Source organism: Clostridium saccharoperbutylacetonicum N1-4(HMT), from assembly GCF_000340885.1.
Classification (GTDB): Bacteria; Bacillota; Clostridia; order Clostridiales; family Clostridiaceae; genus Clostridium; species Clostridium saccharoperbutylacetonicum.
The window spans coordinates 1,799,006-1,815,053 of sequence record NC_020291.1 but is presented as its reverse complement, the minus strand read 5'-3'; the positions used below and the strand labels follow the sequence as shown (position 1 = coordinate 1,815,053).

The following is a 16,048-nucleotide window of genomic DNA, read 5'->3' as shown; positions in this document are numbered from 1 at the left end:
CTCTTTTAGTTTAAAGATTTCTCTTTGTATAAACATATTATGCCTAAATATTATTTTTTTATTCATTAATTATTGTTTTAATTTATTGTTAATTCAAATTTATCTCCTATTAAATCAATTTGGCATTTACCACCATCACTTAATTTTCCAAATAAAATTTCATCAACTAATAAAGGCTTAATATTTGAAGCTATAACTCTTGCAATTTCTCTTGCACCAAATTCATCAGAGGTTCCAATCTTAGCAACATGCTTTATACATTCATCACTAAATTTAATTTCTATATTTTTACTACTTAGCTTAGCTTCAAAATCATTTAATTGCTTTTTAGCTACACTTAAGGCCATTGAATCGCTCATGCTGTTAAACACAACAATCTTATCTAATCTATTTCTAAACTCTGGCGTAAAGAATTTCTTAACTTCTTCCATTATAGCTTCACCTTTAACTTCACGCTCACCAAAACCTATAAGCTTTTTCCCTATGTTCTTTGCACCTGCATTAGAAGTCATTATTATTATTACATTTCTAAAATCAGCTTTTCTGCCTTTATTATCTGTTAGGGTTGCATAATCCATAACTTGAAGCAATACCCCTAAGATATCTTCATGAGCTTTTTCTATTTCATCTAATAACAATACACAATGTGGTGTTTTTCTTATAGAATCTGTTAATAATCCACCTTCTTCATACCCTACATATCCTGGAGGAGATCCTATTAATTTAGCTGCCGCATGCTTTTCTCCATATTCACTCATGTCAAATCTAATTAGATCTATTCCAAGCAGTTTAGAAAGAGTCCTTGCTATTTCAGTTTTACCAACCCCTGTTGGTCCAACAAAAAGCATTGATGCAACTGGTTTATCTTCTTCATTTAATCCTGATCTAGACATCTTAATGCATCTTACAACTTCTTCAATTGCATTATCTTGTGAAAAAATATTTTCTTTTAATTTAGCTTCAAGGTGCTGCAGTGCATTTATTTCACTGCTTTCAACAGTTTGCTTTGGAATACTGCACACTTTTGATATTATTTCCTCAATGCTCTTTCTATCAATAGTTATTTTTTCTTCCAAGTTTTCATTGTGCATACGAGCATAAGCCCCCGCTTCATCTATAATATCAACAGCTTTATCAGGTAAAAATTTATCCTTGATATATTTATCACTTAAAGTTACAGCATCACTTATTGCATCACTTGTATAAATTACATTATGATATTCCTCATAATTTCCTTTAAGCCCATTAAGTATTTCTATAGCTTCTTTAATAGATGGCTCTTTAACATCTATTTTTTGAAATCTTCTACTTAAAGCTTTATCCTTTTCAAAAAACTTTTTATATTCATCAAAAGTAGTTGCTCCAATAAATCTTATTTTCCCTTCTGTTAAATAAGGTTTTAAAAGATTTGATGCATCTAAAGCTCCACCATTCAATGCTCCAGCGCCAACAATATTATGAATTTCATCTATATAAACAATAGGCTTTTCCTGCTTACTTATTATATCTAAAATTCTCTTTATTCTTTCTTCAAAATCACCTCTATATTTAGTACCAGCAATCACAGAACCTATGTCTAAAGAAAACATTGAGCTGCCCTTTATTCTATCAGGAACTTTATTTTCTCTAATAAGCTTTGCAAGGCCAAAGGTAATTGCAGTCTTTCCTACACCAGATTCTCCAACATGAATTGGGTTGTTTTTTATTCTTCTGCAGAGGATTTGAATACTCCTCTCCAAAATATCTTCTCTTCCTATTAAAGGATCATTATTTTCTTCATTAACTTTTTCAATTAGATTTATAGTGAACTTACTAAGAAAAGCATCTTCTTTTTTCTTAGCAACAACTGCTTCGTCTTCTTCTGCCTCATGAGAATTTATTTGTGAATCTTCCTTAAGTTCTTTCTTCATTTGATCTTCATAAGAATTTTCCTCATTGTTTATACTGTGACATAAAGAATATAACAAGTCCCTTTTAGTAACACCTTCCTGTTCTAAATAATAACGGGCGTAACTATCTTCCAAATCAAAAATTGCTGCAAGTATATGATCAACGTCTATAGCATCTTTACCACTATATTTAATTTGCTCATTTGCTGTTAAAATCACCCTTTGAAATTCAATACTTTCTTGAGGTTCCCCTTGACCAATTTTATTAATATATGTCCTAATATAAGTAATTAAATTATATCTTAAATTCTCTAAACTCCCACCACATTCTTTTATAGCATCTCCAACACCATTATCAAAGGTAGCTGCATAAAGCAAATGCTCTGGTGTAATATATTCACTATTTCTTCCACTCGCTTCTTCATAAGCCTTTAGTAATATTAAATTCACTTCATTAGTAATTTTCATTCATTACGCCTCCTCCACAGTAAGTTTAAACGGAAATCCATTTTCTTTAGCCAAAGACATTGCAGTTGTAACTTTAGTCATTGCAATATCATAGCTATATATTCCAGCCAGTCCTTTGCCCTTTTTATGTACATCTAACATTATTTTTTCAGCTTCAATTTGATTTTTATTAAATATAACCATCAATATTTCAATAACAAATTCCATCGTAGTATAATCATCATTATACATAATAACTTTATATAATTTAGGTTTTTTCACCTTAATTTTTTCCTTTTGCTTGGTAGCAATATTTGTTTCCATAAGCTATCGATTTGCCCCCTAACATTGTTTTTTCAATTGTCAACTGTCAATGTTTAACTATCAAGTAGTAGAAATCATCCTATATTTTACTTAGACACATGAACTAAAAAGTCAAAAATACCATTATATTATATGTTCTTAATTGTAGCATAGCTACTTTTTTATATAAGTTCTTAATTGTAGCATAGCTACTTTTTTTATATAAGTTCTTAATTGTAGCATAGCTACTTTTTTTATATGTGTATATTTTATCATAACTATATATAGATATCCAAATTAATAATCAGACAACCAAGTGGAATATACATGTATTGTTGAGAAATTTTTAATCATATCACTACACTAGAAATTAGATACATTTTTCTGGAAGCAGGCATGTGAAATTGAGCTGCTGAAGAAGATAAATGTATCTGCTTTCGGTAATTGTTGCATAAAACTAATTAATAACTACTCTTATTTTATTATCCTTAACGCCAATAATAGTTTTTTTATTTCTACTATAATCTATTACAATATCAATTATTTCTTTAGAAATCACTTCTCCAGGGCAAACTACAGGTATTCCTGGTGGATATGGTATTATTGAATCTTTTGCAATTCTTCCTTCACACTTTTTAATGTCATACCATTCACTAGTTTTTTCAAATACTTCATAAGGTTCTAATTTCTTTATAGGAATCTCAGAAACATACTTTGCTTCTGTTTCACCAACTATATCCTTCATTTCTAATTTTACAATAGCATTATAGATAATATTAAAATCCTCATCTGTATTAAAAGGTGATAATATTAAAACTACTCCTCTTGCAAAACTCATTTCAGCCTGTATTTTTTCTTTTCTAAGATAATCTAATAACTTATGTCCGCTATATCCTTTTGGCAAAATCATTATATATCGGCTTAAATCAATACTATACATTCCCTCTTCTGTATGTGATTTATTTAATGCATGTTCATCAAGCAAGTGTACTTTGTTTAATTTATTAATTTTTTCTTTCCAGCTTTCAGTTTTATCTATTAGTATTTCATAATCTCTTTCACCATAATTATCTAAATAATGTCTAGCATAATCTAAAGAAGCCATAATTAAATAGGACGGTGATGTTGTCATAAAGGCTCTTAAATAAAATTCTAATAAATTATTTTCTTCATTAACCAAAAGATATGCACCTTGCGTCAAAGCTGGCAATGTTTTATGGGCACTTAAAATAACATAATCACCTAAACTTGCAATTGATTTAGGTAGTCTCGTGTTTATTCCAAAGTGAGCCCCATGAGCACAATCTACAATAACCTTAATCCCTTTTGCTTTTAAGTCTATTATTATATCCCCAATATCATAAGTGATTCCAAAATAATTAGGATAAGTTAAAATAATCCCCTTTGGATTTAAACCTTCGCTTAATGCCTTATAAATATTTTCTTTATCTGGAGGTAAAAAAAGCCCATATTCCTCATCAATTACTGGCTCAATATATTTAACTTTTAATTTTCTCATTATCAAACCATTATAAATTGATTTATGGCAATTTCTTTCAACTAATACCTCATCGCCTTCTTCAAATGCCGAGAAAATAGCAGCCATATTTCCTGACGAACTACCATTAACTAAAAAATACGCTTTTTGAGCCGTATAAGTTTTAGCCAATAATTCTTGTGCTTCCTTAATTATTCCCTCTGGATAGTGTAAATTATCTAAAGGTTCAACTTCAGTTATATCCAAATTTCCTAATCTTTCTACGAATTCCTTCCCAATCTCATCCCTTAGAAATCCACTTCCGCCTTTATTTCCTGGCATTGAAAGAAGTAAATTCTTTTCATCATGATACTTAAGCAATTCTTGTAATAGTGGTAACTTTTCAACCATAAAATATACCTCTTAATTATTAATTCTTTTTATCAACTGTAAATTGTAAACTGTAAACTATTCTTCACCAACTGTAAACTGTAAATTGTAAACTATAAATTTAGTTCTTCCACAAATTCTAATACTTTTTCTTTACTTGTTGCCCAAGAGGTTACTAATCTAATCACAGTATTGTTTTCATCAATTACTCTTTCAACATTAAAAGAATATTTTTCACTTATTTTTTTTACAACCTCATTAGGTAAAATAGGGAACTGTTGATTAGTATAAGATTCACATAAAAACTTATAGCCTTTTTCTATTAATGCATTTTTTAATATTATAGCCAGATTATTTGCGTATTTTGCCAATTCAAAATATAAATCATCTTTGAATAATTCTTCAAATTGAATTCCAAGCAATCTTCCCTTAGCTAAAAGTCCACCCTTTTGCTTAATAAAATATCTAAAATCTTCTTTTAACTCATCCTTACATATTACAAGCGCTTCTCCAAAAAGTGCTCCATTTTTAGTTCCTCCAATATAAAATGCATCAACTAATTTAGCTATATCAGCCAAAGTTAAATCATTTTTTTCTGCTGTAAGAGCTGCTCCAAGTCTAGCACCATCTAAATATAATAATAATTTATTTTTCTTACAACAATTATGTAAATCAGTTAATTCTGCTTTTGTATATAAAGTTCCAAGTTCTGTGGAATCAGAAATATAAACAAGCTTTGGCTGAACCATATGTTCATCTTGATGTGCATCCACAACCTTTTGAATTAAACTTGGTGTTAATTTCCCATCATCTGTTTTCATTGTTATTACCTTATGTCCTGTCGCCTCAATTGCTCCTGTCTCATGACAATTAATGTGACTTGTATCTGCTCCTATTGCTGCTTGATGAGGTCTTAAGAATGCTGATATTGCTGTAAGATTAACTTGAGTGCCACCTACAAGTAAATGAATGTCTACATTTTGATTATCTATTTTATCCTTTAATATTTGAACTGCTCTTTCTGTATGATAGTCCTCACCATAGCCATCTGTTTGTTCAAAATTACTTTCAACCAGTGCATTTAATATTCTTTCATGAGCACCTTCACTATAATCATTTTTAAAACTGTACATAATCTTTTCCTCCATCTATGCCTTATTAATTATTTGTATTGTCATATTATTTAATACTTTATTAGTAACTTCAACTATTTTTTCACTTGTAATCTTATTTAAATCCTCAGTTTCATTAATGTAAATATTATAATCACCAAACATACAATCATAAGTTGCTAATTCTTTTGCTAATACTATACTTTGTTCTTCCCTGAATAACCTTTTTAATTTAAAACTTTTAAATAATTGGTTTAATTGCTTTTCATCAAGCTTATATATTAAATTCGATATATTTTGTATGCACTCTTTTACTAACTTTATTGCTTTGTCAACATTTTCTTTTGATGTGTTAAATGAAATTTTATATAATTTTATATAGTTTTCATAAGCAACATTAGTGATAACATCATATATCAGTCCATTTTTAGTCCTTAAGGTATCGTAAAGTACAGAGTTTACGCCTTCTCCAAAATACTGATTGAAGATTTTTAGACATTTCATTTCCTTCTCACTTAATGAATCTATAGGGAATATGATTTCAACCCTACAAGTTTTTATGCCCTCTCTTTTATCATTATATTCGCCAGGTTTCAATGCTTCATATTTAATATATCTCTCTAATCTATTTCTATCTTGCTTTTCACCACTCTGCCTTCTCCAGCCACCAAAATATTTATTCACTTCAGCTTTTACTTGTTCAAATTCTAAAGATGAAACTATTACTATAGATGTATTACCTGGAAAGTAATGCATTTCGTAAAATTCTCTTATTTCCTTCAAAGTAATATTATTCAAGCTCTCTTCTGTACCTATAATAGGATATTTTATTCTCCTACTTTCAAAGGAATTAAAAAACAACTTATCCTCACAATATTGCTCTAACTCTTCATCCCATTCCCTTAATTCTTCTTTTATTACAGCCATTTCTTCTTCAAAGCCAAATTCCTTAAAACTTGGATTAATAACTATATCACTTAATAAATCTAATCCTTTTTCTAAATCCTCTTTAAGCAAAGTTCCATAATAAATTACATAAGGATAATTTGTCATAGCATTATTAAAACCAAAAACATTACTTAAACCTTCATTTATTTCTTTCTCATTCCTATTTTTTGTTCCCTTATAAACCATATGTTCAGCTGCATGAGCAATCCCATACTTTTCATTTTCAACTCCTGCTCCAGCATCTACTGCTATACAAATCGACGTTAATTCAGAATCGCTACGCCTGTATATCAATTTTAAATCATTTTCCAAAATATATTCTTTCATTAATTGTTCTCCCAAAAAATCACAGATAATTTTCAATTTACTCTTTGTCTTTTATTATAGATATCCAAATTAATAATTCAACTTATAAATGTAATATATATGTATTATTGAGAAAGTCTAATCGTAACACTACACTAGAAATTAGATACATTTTTCTGGAAGCAGGCATGTGAAATTGAGCTAATGATGGTTCTTAAGCAGATAAGTGAAAGTCCAAATCTATGATTTGATTTCTTGAACTTAGTTAACTCATTCATGAGTTAACCTACTTTAAAAAACTGATTTGGTGTGAATCGCTTACTCAGCGAACGAACGTGAGTCGAATTTCCTCTATGGCTTGTTTCATTTTAAGCTTGTCCAGATTTTACATCTGGAACATGCTGAAATGACGACAAGCTGCCATTTAGAACCATCCAGCGAAAATTTCACTAGTCCTGTGGAAGATAAATGTATCTGATTTCGGTAAGTTTTGCATAAATCTAATTCTCGCGTTGGATATCTATATATATAAATTCTAATTATTATTGTATATTATAGTTTAATACATTCTAAAAGAAAAGTGAGTGTCCAATAGATCTTTTCTCATTAGTTGACCTTTGACAATTGATATAGAAAAAGATAATAACTTTGCATATTATCAAAATTATTATCTTTAATATTTTTATTTTTAGTTTTCTTCAACCTTTAATGCGATTGCACATTCAATTCTCTTCTTCTGCATTTTACAACCAATTTCATATGGAATATTCATATCTCCATTAAAATTGTAGTTATTTGCCTGACATCCACCACTACAGTAGAACTTTGCCCAGCATTCTCTACATTTAGGTTTATTGTAGATATGAGCTGTCTTAAACTTCTTAGCAAGTTCTGAATTATATGTATCCTCATGGATACTTCCTAACTTAAACTCTTCTTTTCCTACAAATTGATGACAAGGATATACTTCTCCTTGAGGTGTTATTGCCACATATTCAAAACCTGCTCCACAGCCTGAAATTCTCTTATAAACACATGGACCACCTTGTAAATCTATATTAAAGTGATAGAATTTAAATTCATCATTTCCTTCTCTTTTTCTGTTTTTCATTTCTTCATATAGCTTATCATAATTTTCAAAAATCGTATCAATATCTTCTTCTCTGATTGCAAGAGGATGTCCATTTTCTAAAACAACAGGTTCTATAGATAATTCTCTAAACCCTTCGTTTACCATAGCCATTACATCTTCATAAAAATCAGTATTTTCTCTTGTGAAGGTACCTCTAACATAATAAGTTTTGCCTTTAGTTCTTCTCTTAATCATTTCCTTAATATTAGGAACTATATCTTCATAAGAACCACTCTTATCAGGCTTAATTCTTACATTATCATTAACTTCTTTTCTACCATCTAAAGAAAGAATTATATTTCCCATTTCTTTATCCATATAATCCATCATTTCTGGAGTTAAAAGCGTTGCATTAGTTGTCATAGTAAATCTAACATTTTTGCCCCACTTCTTTTCATTATCTCTAGCATATTGAATTATTTCCTTTATTGTATCCATGATCAAGGTTGGTTCTCCACCAAATAAATCAATTTCTATATTTTTTCTTGGACCACTTCTTTTAATAACATAATCTATTGCCTTTTTAGCTGTCTCAGCACTCATGACACCACCATGTCCATGATACTCACCTTCATCAGCAAAGCAATATTTACATCTTAAATTACATCCATGAATTACGTTTAAACAAATAGCCTTAATATAATCCCTGTCATCCATAGAACTATGTGCAATTTCTTCATATTGATCTTCTGAATAAAGGATCCCTTCTTCTGCTAATTCTTGTATTTCATCATAAGCTTCTGAAAGTTCCTCTTCATTATATTTACCTTTAAGGACTTCCATTACTTCCTTTTTATTTTTCAATTTATCATCATCCAATATATCATAAACCAGTTCATCAACAACATGAACTGCACCTGTATTCACATCTAAAACAAAATAATTTTCACCTTGTTTAAATTTATGTATTAAAGACAAATCTTTTCCCTCCTAAACATATAAAGTAAGCAGTAACTATAAAGCTACTGCTTGAAAATTAGTTTTCACATTCTAAGTTTGCAACTGTACAAGATGTCTTACAAGCTGATTGACATGAGTTTGCACATTCTTTGCATCCTGGTTTGCATAAACTATTTTTTATATTTGGTTTGTTTATAGTTTTTATGTGTTTCATTCCAAAATCCTCCATCAAAAAAAATATCCGTAGCTATTATATCATACTATAGGAGGTTATTAAAGATTTATCTAAATTCTATTTTTGAATTCATAAACTTTTTTGAATTCAGTAATTAAAATTTTTGCCTTTTTAGGCTCAAGTATTATTTGCAATTGTTCTTTTGTTTCAACAATCCCTAAAACTCCCTCAACTTTTTTAAATTGTCCAACATCTACCTTTCTTTTGTCTCTTAAATTCAATCTCAATCTTGTTGTGCAGTTTCCAACGGATACAATATTATCTTCATATCCAATGAAACCTAAAATATCTTCTGCTGATTTAGTAAGTTCTGTGTTCATCTAAACTCTCCCCCTAATTTTTAATTGATTCTATATTAAAAGCATACAAATTGTAAATTTCACAAAATATTACAATATTGTATATTTCAATACTTCTCAACAAACTTAACAATTTTCTCCCTAATTTTTCTAGAAAAAAATATAATAAATACCTTATAATCAGAACCTATCCCTAAACCCCTTGTTTTTTAGATCCCCAAAAAAGTATTTACTATATTTTGATTTTTCGGTAGTACAATTAACCCCTTAATTAGTACTACCACACCCTTCATTAACTCTATAAATTCAATTTTCACCCATAGTTGATCTATATTTACCCTAACATATTAAATCTCTCAACAATTAGATTATATTACTATTTGGAAAATTTGTGTATTATACTAAAGTATAATTTATTGTATTTTTTTATGTTTTTTTTATAATATTCCTTTTTGTTTTAATAAATTTATTGCTACTGTTTTATTATTAACATCCAATTTATAGTAAACAGATGCCATGTGCTTTTTTACAGTTATTAATGCTATATGTAATTTATTTGAAATTTCAGTTTGCTTGTACCCCTCGTCCACTAATTTCATAACTTCAAGTTCTCTCGGTGTCAATTCTATTTCTTCACTTTTAGCATAATTCTTTTGATATATATCATTAAATCGCTCGCATTTTGGTAATAATACCTTAGCAAACTCATCTTCTTTTGCAAGTTCTCTTAAAACATGGATTATATGAGGACTAAGTTCAACAAAAACCATTACTATGTTATCTCTTTTTGCTAAATTTATAGCTTTCTGTAACGATTCTTTAGCACTTTCTACTCCATAAAGCTTGTACTTTGCTATAGAATCTATCATATATGCATATAAAATCCCAAAGATAAGCTTTTTTGTCAAATAAACTTCTAACATAATTTCCGCTTGTACTTCTAATTCAATATAACTTTTTTCGTGCAGCATAGTAAAAGCAGAAACAATATATTTCATCCTTCTAGATGGAAAAACTATTTGTAGATTAGGACATTCACCATCTTCGAGCCATTTACTCATATTAGGTAAATTTCCAGTGATTCCATCAATATAGCCCAGTGCAATTTCTGTTCCATTAAAAAATCTTGGCACTTCAAAATTTCTATATTGATCCGTTAAAATATCATATTTTTCTTTAACATCGCTTGCATCATTTTTAATTACACTAATTCGCATCAAAAGAAATAGTGCACATATTTCTATGTAAGTTTGATTTTTAAGTTTAGCCTTATGTAATGCCTTATATGCAAATAATTCTGCTTTATCACAATCACCAGTTTCAAAAAAATATTCAGCACTTACTAAATAATCTCCACCTTCGCCACATCCGCCCGAAATCTTAGCTAAATACTTTGTAAACTGCCTTAAGTTTGCTTCATCATTTATTAAGCTGCCTTCACTTTTATAAAATAAGCTTAATAAATGTGGTGAACCAAAGGTAAGCGGCATTGAATTTTCTCCTACTCTTGATACTCTTCCTCCAAGCAAATCATATGCCTTCTTAAGATATTGAACCATCTTACTAGAATCACCATATATACCTAGTGTTTCAACATATGCTATCTCTCCCAATACTTGTTGCCTATATGGTAAATCCTCATTCATTTCATAAATAATCCAAAATTCATATAAAAGTTCTTTCCCTTTTTCTATATTTAAATAAACAATATAAAAAACAATATAAATCAAATATGCTACAGGTCTATTTACCTTTTGCTCCATGCTAAGCATTTCTATAACTGGTTTCATAATTCTATCCCAAACATTGGTAAGTGATACTAAGGTATTCCTTTCCATTATATCCATTACTCGATCAAAGTTATTTGCCTTGTAGTAATATTCTATAGCCTCCATATCATGGTGCTTTTCATAGTACCATTCCCCACACAGATTATTTATCTTAATTATATCTGAATTTAGCAATGCCTCTTCTATCAATGCACTTCTCAAAATAGAATGTAACGTATAAATTTTACTTTCAGTATCATATCTTATAAAACAGTTATTCGATGATAAAGCTCTGATAACATCTCTTGAGCACTGATTTTCTGTTACATAAATAGCTTGTTCCAACGTAAATTTATCAATAGGTGCTAATTTTAAAAGTATTTGTTTAGTAGATTCATCAAGTTTATCATATACTGCCAGCTTAATTAATTCTGTTGCCTGAGGTATATTATCAAAGGTTTTTTCATTATAATATTGAATCAATGAAAGATAGGTAGCAGAAGTCCATCCTGCTGTATACTCATATACTTTTTCCTTCTCTTCATCATTTAGTCTAATTCCATTAAGTTTAAAAAAATCTACAGTTTCCTCAAACGTATATGAAATATCATCCTGCCACATCACCAAACATTTTTGCTTTAGTTCAAGTTCTATATATTGATTAGAAGGTTTATTACGGCTTATTATAACAATATGCAAATTAGGTATTTCTTCTAACGCAATAGCTTTTATTAAATAATTAACATAAATATTTTCCGCATCATACCAATCGTCAATAATCATTACAGTTTTTTGCCTTATTGCATTTTGTATTGTTTCTATTATTGTATATAAATCTGTATTATTTTTGGGAACTCCATATGCGCTAAGTTTTTGACCTAAATTAGGATTTGCAACTTTAATTGAATTGCAAAATTTAATCCATCTCCAAGTGGAATCAATATCTTCATCTGGATTATCAAACCAAATAGTTTGTATTTCATTTTTCTTTCGTAAAAAATTTTTAACAGCAGTACTTTTACCATATCCCATGGAAGCTGATATAAAAAACACTGACACTTCCAACATTTGTGATAACATTTTATCTATACGAGGTCTGTTTAATATTTTAGGTCTAAAAATTTTATCAATCATAAGGCTTCCCTTCCATCTCATACAAATTCAGCATATTCCTTTCTTATTGGTTACAATTTATAAATTGTAACCACGCTCCTCACAAATTAAACATCCTTGTCAAACCGTGCTATAATTTATATAGAAATATTTTATCATATTTAAAATCCAATTTCAATTTTCATATATTTTTTTAAAAGTACTAAATTTGTCATATTCCATCCTTATTTTTCCAATGATCTTCATATCATTAATTGTCTAATTAGATGAAAAAAAATAGATTCTAAGCATCCTATAAATTTATTTTAGATGCTTAGAACCATTTTAACACATTGTCTATTCAATTAAATTATAATAATATAACCTTACTTAATAATTGATTATTTCTTTTTATAAATTCATCCATTTCACTTGCATCTAATTCCTTGTTAGCAATCTTAGCTAAATCTAAAATATGCTCACAAATAAACTTAACCTCATCCTTTTTCCCATCATCCTTATATACCTCTAAAAGTTTTTTAATAATAGCATTGTTATTATTAATTACCAAAGTTTTTTCTTCATCAAACATTCCTGGGAAACTCATTCCTGATTTTGCATACATCTTGCTCATTTGAGCCATTCTTCTCGATTCTTCAGATACAAGTATAAGTGCTGGAGTTTCTTCATTTTTTAATCCTTCTACTGATAAATTCTTAATTTTATCTCCGAGAGAAGTTTTAAATAACTCTTCAATTTCCTTATTTAATGCTTTTGCAGTCTCATCATTTTCATCAGTTTTGCTTCCTAATGTATCTGAAATATCTGAATCAATTCTGTTGAATTTAACCCCTGCTTCATGCATTTCTAAGAATGAAATAAAGTGATCATCTAATGAGCAATCTAAAATCACTGCATCTAAGTCATATTCTTTGAACATTTTAATGTACTGTGATTGTTGTTTTTCATCGTTAGCATAGAAGACTTTATTTTCATGCTTTTCCTTATTAGCTTCAAGATAATCCTTTAATGTTACAAATTCACCTTTTAAATTCTTGAAGATAACTATTTCTTTTATCTTATCATAGAATTTTGGATCTCTTAAGCAACCATATTTAATGAATATTTGTATGTCTGGCCAGAACTTATTAAATTCTTCTCTGCTATTTTTAAATAAATCTACTAATTTATCTGCAACCTTCTTAACTATATGATTTGAAATTTTTGAAACCTCTTTGTCATTTTGAAGGAAGCTTCTTGAAACATTTAAAGGCAAATCAGGACAATCTATTGTACCTTTTAATAATAATAAGAATTCTGGAATTACTTCCTTAATATTATCAGCAACAAACACTTGGTTGTTATATAATTTTACTTGACCTTCAGTTGCTTCAAATTCATGAGTTAATTTAGGGAAATACAATATTCCTTTTAAATTAAATGGATAATCTACATTTAAATGAATCCAAAACAAAGGTTCATTGAAATCCATAAATACTTTTCTATAGAAATCTTTGTATTCTTCATCAGTACAATCCTTAGGAGCCTTAACCCACAATGGATTTGTATCATTTAAAGGTTTTGGTGCTTCTGGCTCAACTAATTCTTGATATTCAGTTCCATCCTCATTTTTCTTTGTTTCATATTTCGGTTCTTCTTTTGGCTTATTTTCATCTTCTAAATATATTTCTGTTGGTAAGAATGAACAATATTTTTTTATTATTTCTCTAACCTTGTATTCTTCTAAAAACTCTGTACTTTCATCATCTATAAATAATGTGATAGTTGTACCTCTTGTTTTTCTTTCCTCTGAAGGTGCAATTTCATACTCAGTACCACCTGAACATTCCCATCTTACAGATTCTGCTCCTTCTTTATAAGATTGAGTATCTATTTGTACCTTAGTTGATACCATAAAAGTTGAATAAAACCCAAGTCCAAAATGTCCAATTATATCTTTTCCTTCATCCATTTTGTCCTTATACTTTTCCATAAAGTCAGTTGCTCCAGAAAAAGCTACTTGGTTAATGTACTTTTTAACCTCTTCTTCTGTCATACCAATACCATTATCAATAAATTTAAGAGTTTTCTTTTCCTTATTTACTGATACTGTAACCTTATATATATCATCTCCATTGTTATTTGCCTCTCCAAGAGAAACTAACCTTTGAAATTTACTAATTGCATCACATGCATTGCTTATTACTTCTCTTATAAATATGTCTTTATCAGAGTATAGCCATTTCTTAATAATAGGAAATATGTTCTCAGTATCAATTGAAATATTACCATTTTCTTTTATCATGTATAACCACTCCTCTTAATTTTTTCCCAAAAAATATTTTAGAATAAACAATAAAAATTGTCAAATAATTCTTGCTATCAAATAGTTGCGCTATTCCTAATAATCATTCGATTTTTTGCAATTTTCTCTGCAATAATTCCTAAAACCACAGCTAATAAAGCACTAGCAGCAGCCAAGGTATATCCGGGCATTAATCCATACTTCTCTATTATATTTCCAATTATCATAGGAGAAAGTGCACCACCACTCATTATTATTATTGATAAGGTTGAGTTTAATCTACCTCTATGAGATGCCGGAGAATTATTGGAAATAAAGGCAGATGAATTTGCTGCTCCAATTATCTCTCCAAAAGTCATAAGCGAAACCGCCATAATAAACAACGGCATAGAACCTATGCATCCAAACATAAAAAAGGAAATTACATATATAAAGTTTCCTAAACATATATTCATTAATTCCGAGAATTTTTTAGTTAGTTTCATTAGGAAAGGAGTTCCAATTATTACAATCGTCCCATTTACAGCTCCTAATAACGCAAACATACTTGCTCCATCACTTCCATATATCTTTCCAAGTTGAAGCGGCAAAGCAAAAGGCCACTCTGCATATGTAAAATTTCTAAAAAACATAATCATACAAAATACAAGAAGAATTGGCCTACTCATTAAAATTTTAAATACTGAGCCTTCTACATTATCTTCTAACTCATTTCTTTCTTCCATTTTGTTTTCTTCTTCATTCTCTATTGTACTTTTATAAATTGTTTTCTCTTTAATTAAGACCATAACAAGAACCATAGAAATTATAGTTGTAACTGCATCACCAATAAATACTAATGATATATAATTTTTATATAGAAACCCTCCAATAATTGGTCCAATAGCAAACCCAATATTTATTCCCATATATAATAAGGAATATGAAACTTTTCTATTTTTAGTATTTGTAACATCTGCTTGCAATGCATCATACGCTGTAAATGCCATTGAATAAAGGCAGGATGATGCTATCATCATTTTAGCCGTAAGCATTGATATTGGTATAATTCCACATAAAATAATCAAAACAGCACCTAATGATTGACATACAACTATTACTTTTTTACGACCAAAGGAATCAACCATTTTTCCACCTATCACCAAACCAATCCCCTGCAAACATGATTGCAATGCAATAAAGCTTCCAGATTCAGCTGAAGACATACCAAATTTTTGTGTTAAAATAAGCGTCATCAAAGGGCCAACAAAGGATCCAAGGCAATTTATAATTCTCCCAATAAAAAGAATATAAATTTCCCTCGGTAGTCCCCTATACTGCTCAAAACTTTGTCTAATTTTAAACATAACATCTCCTTTCAATGATATTAAGACATGACAACTAAAATTATCAAGATATCCTCCTTCTCTTAATATCTAATAATTATCACGTTAATACATTTTTT

At 29.1% G+C, this 16,048-nt stretch carries 11 protein-coding genes; all 11 read right to left on the bottom strand.

Annotation, left to right across the window (positions count from 1 at the left end; all coding sequences use genetic code 11):
- Positions 1-77: 77 nt before the first annotated feature.
- The 11 genes from clpA to CSPA_RS07975 all read right to left on the bottom strand — a co-directional run bounded on the left by clpA (position 78) and on the right by CSPA_RS07975 (position 15,950).
- A complete protein-coding gene (gene clpA, locus CSPA_RS08025) occupies positions 78-2,357 on the bottom strand; it encodes an ATP-dependent Clp protease ATP-binding subunit ClpA (RefSeq protein WP_015391731.1) in 2,280 nt (759 codons plus the stop codon).
- 3 nt (positions 2,358-2,360) lie between these two features.
- Positions 2,361-2,660, bottom strand: coding sequence for an ATP-dependent Clp protease adaptor ClpS (locus CSPA_RS08020; protein ID WP_015391730.1), 300 nt, complete (start codon positions 2,658-2,660; stop codon positions 2,361-2,363).
- A 436-nt stretch (positions 2,661-3,096) separates the two neighbouring features.
- On the bottom strand, positions 3,097-4,527 hold the full coding sequence (locus CSPA_RS08015) for an aminotransferase class I/II-fold pyridoxal phosphate-dependent enzyme (protein ID WP_015391729.1): 1,431 nt from the start codon (positions 4,525-4,527) through the stop codon (positions 3,097-3,099).
- A gap of 92 nt (positions 4,528-4,619) precedes the next feature.
- Positions 4,620-5,639 (bottom strand): threonine aldolase family protein, encoded by a 1,020-nt coding sequence (locus CSPA_RS08010; protein ID WP_015391728.1) that lies wholly within the window; start codon positions 5,637-5,639, stop codon positions 4,620-4,622.
- 15 nt (positions 5,640-5,654) lie between these two features.
- Positions 5,655-6,893, bottom strand: coding sequence for a M16 family metallopeptidase (locus CSPA_RS08005; protein ID WP_015391727.1), 1,239 nt, complete (start codon positions 6,891-6,893; stop codon positions 5,655-5,657).
- A gap of 667 nt (positions 6,894-7,560) precedes the next feature.
- The gene (scfB, locus tag CSPA_RS08000) at positions 7,561-8,922 is read right to left on the bottom strand and encodes a thioether cross-link-forming SCIFF peptide maturase (protein ID WP_015391726.1); all 1,362 of its coding nucleotides are present in this window, start codon (positions 8,920-8,922) and stop codon (positions 7,561-7,563) included.
- Between the two features lie 58 nt (positions 8,923-8,980).
- Complete coding sequence (gene scfA / locus CSPA_RS07995) at positions 8,981-9,118, bottom strand: six-cysteine ranthipeptide SCIFF (protein ID WP_009172015.1); 138 nt, start codon at positions 9,116-9,118, stop codon at positions 8,981-8,983.
- A gap of 71 nt (positions 9,119-9,189) precedes the next feature.
- Positions 9,190-9,459 carry a PTS transporter subunit EIIB gene (locus CSPA_RS07990; protein WP_015391725.1) on the bottom strand — a complete coding sequence of 90 codons (270 nt, stop codon included), beginning with the start codon at positions 9,457-9,459 and terminating at the stop codon, positions 9,190-9,192.
- 416 nt (positions 9,460-9,875) lie between these two features.
- A complete protein-coding gene (locus CSPA_RS07985) occupies positions 9,876-12,341 on the bottom strand; it encodes a helix-turn-helix transcriptional regulator (protein WP_017810766.1) in 2,466 nt (821 codons plus the stop codon).
- Between the two features lie 328 nt (positions 12,342-12,669).
- Positions 12,670-14,604 (bottom strand): molecular chaperone HtpG, encoded by a 1,935-nt coding sequence (gene htpG, locus CSPA_RS07980; protein WP_015391723.1) that lies wholly within the window; start codon positions 14,602-14,604, stop codon positions 12,670-12,672.
- Positions 14,605-14,681: 77 nt separating this feature from the next.
- A complete protein-coding gene (locus CSPA_RS07975) occupies positions 14,682-15,950 on the bottom strand; it encodes an MFS transporter (RefSeq protein WP_015391722.1) in 1,269 nt (422 codons plus the stop codon).
- Positions 15,951-16,048: the final 98 nt, after the last annotated feature.

Excerpts from the sequence above, each read along its gene's own strand:
- clpA (WP_015391731.1), bottom strand. The coding sequence starts at position 2,357 with ATGAAAATTACTAATGAAGTGAATTTAATATTACTAAAGGCTTATGAA.
- CSPA_RS08020 (WP_015391730.1), bottom strand. The coding sequence starts at position 2,660 with ATGGAAACAAATATTGCTACCAAGCAAAAGGAAAAAATTAAGGTGAAA.
- CSPA_RS08015 (WP_015391729.1), bottom strand. The coding sequence starts at position 4,527 with ATGGTTGAAAAGTTACCACTATTACAAGAATTGCTTAAGTATCATGAT.
- CSPA_RS08010 (WP_015391728.1), bottom strand. The coding sequence starts at position 5,639 with ATGTACAGTTTTAAAAATGATTATAGTGAAGGTGCTCATGAAAGAATA.
- CSPA_RS08005 (WP_015391727.1), bottom strand. The coding sequence starts at position 6,893 with ATGAAAGAATATATTTTGGAAAATGATTTAAAATTGATATACAGGCGT.
- scfA (WP_009172015.1), bottom strand. The coding sequence starts at position 9,118 with ATGAAACACATAAAAACTATAAACAAACCAAATATAAAAAATAGTTTA.
- CSPA_RS07990 (WP_015391725.1), bottom strand. The coding sequence starts at position 9,459 with ATGAACACAGAACTTACTAAATCAGCAGAAGATATTTTAGGTTTCATT.
- CSPA_RS07985 (WP_017810766.1), bottom strand. The coding sequence starts at position 12,341 with ATGATTGATAAAATTTTTAGACCTAAAATATTAAACAGACCTCGTATA.
- htpG (WP_015391723.1), bottom strand. The coding sequence starts at position 14,604 with ATGATAAAAGAAAATGGTAATATTTCAATTGATACTGAGAACATATTT.
- CSPA_RS07975 (WP_015391722.1), bottom strand. The coding sequence starts at position 15,950 with ATGTTTAAAATTAGACAAAGTTTTGAGCAGTATAGGGGACTACCGAGG.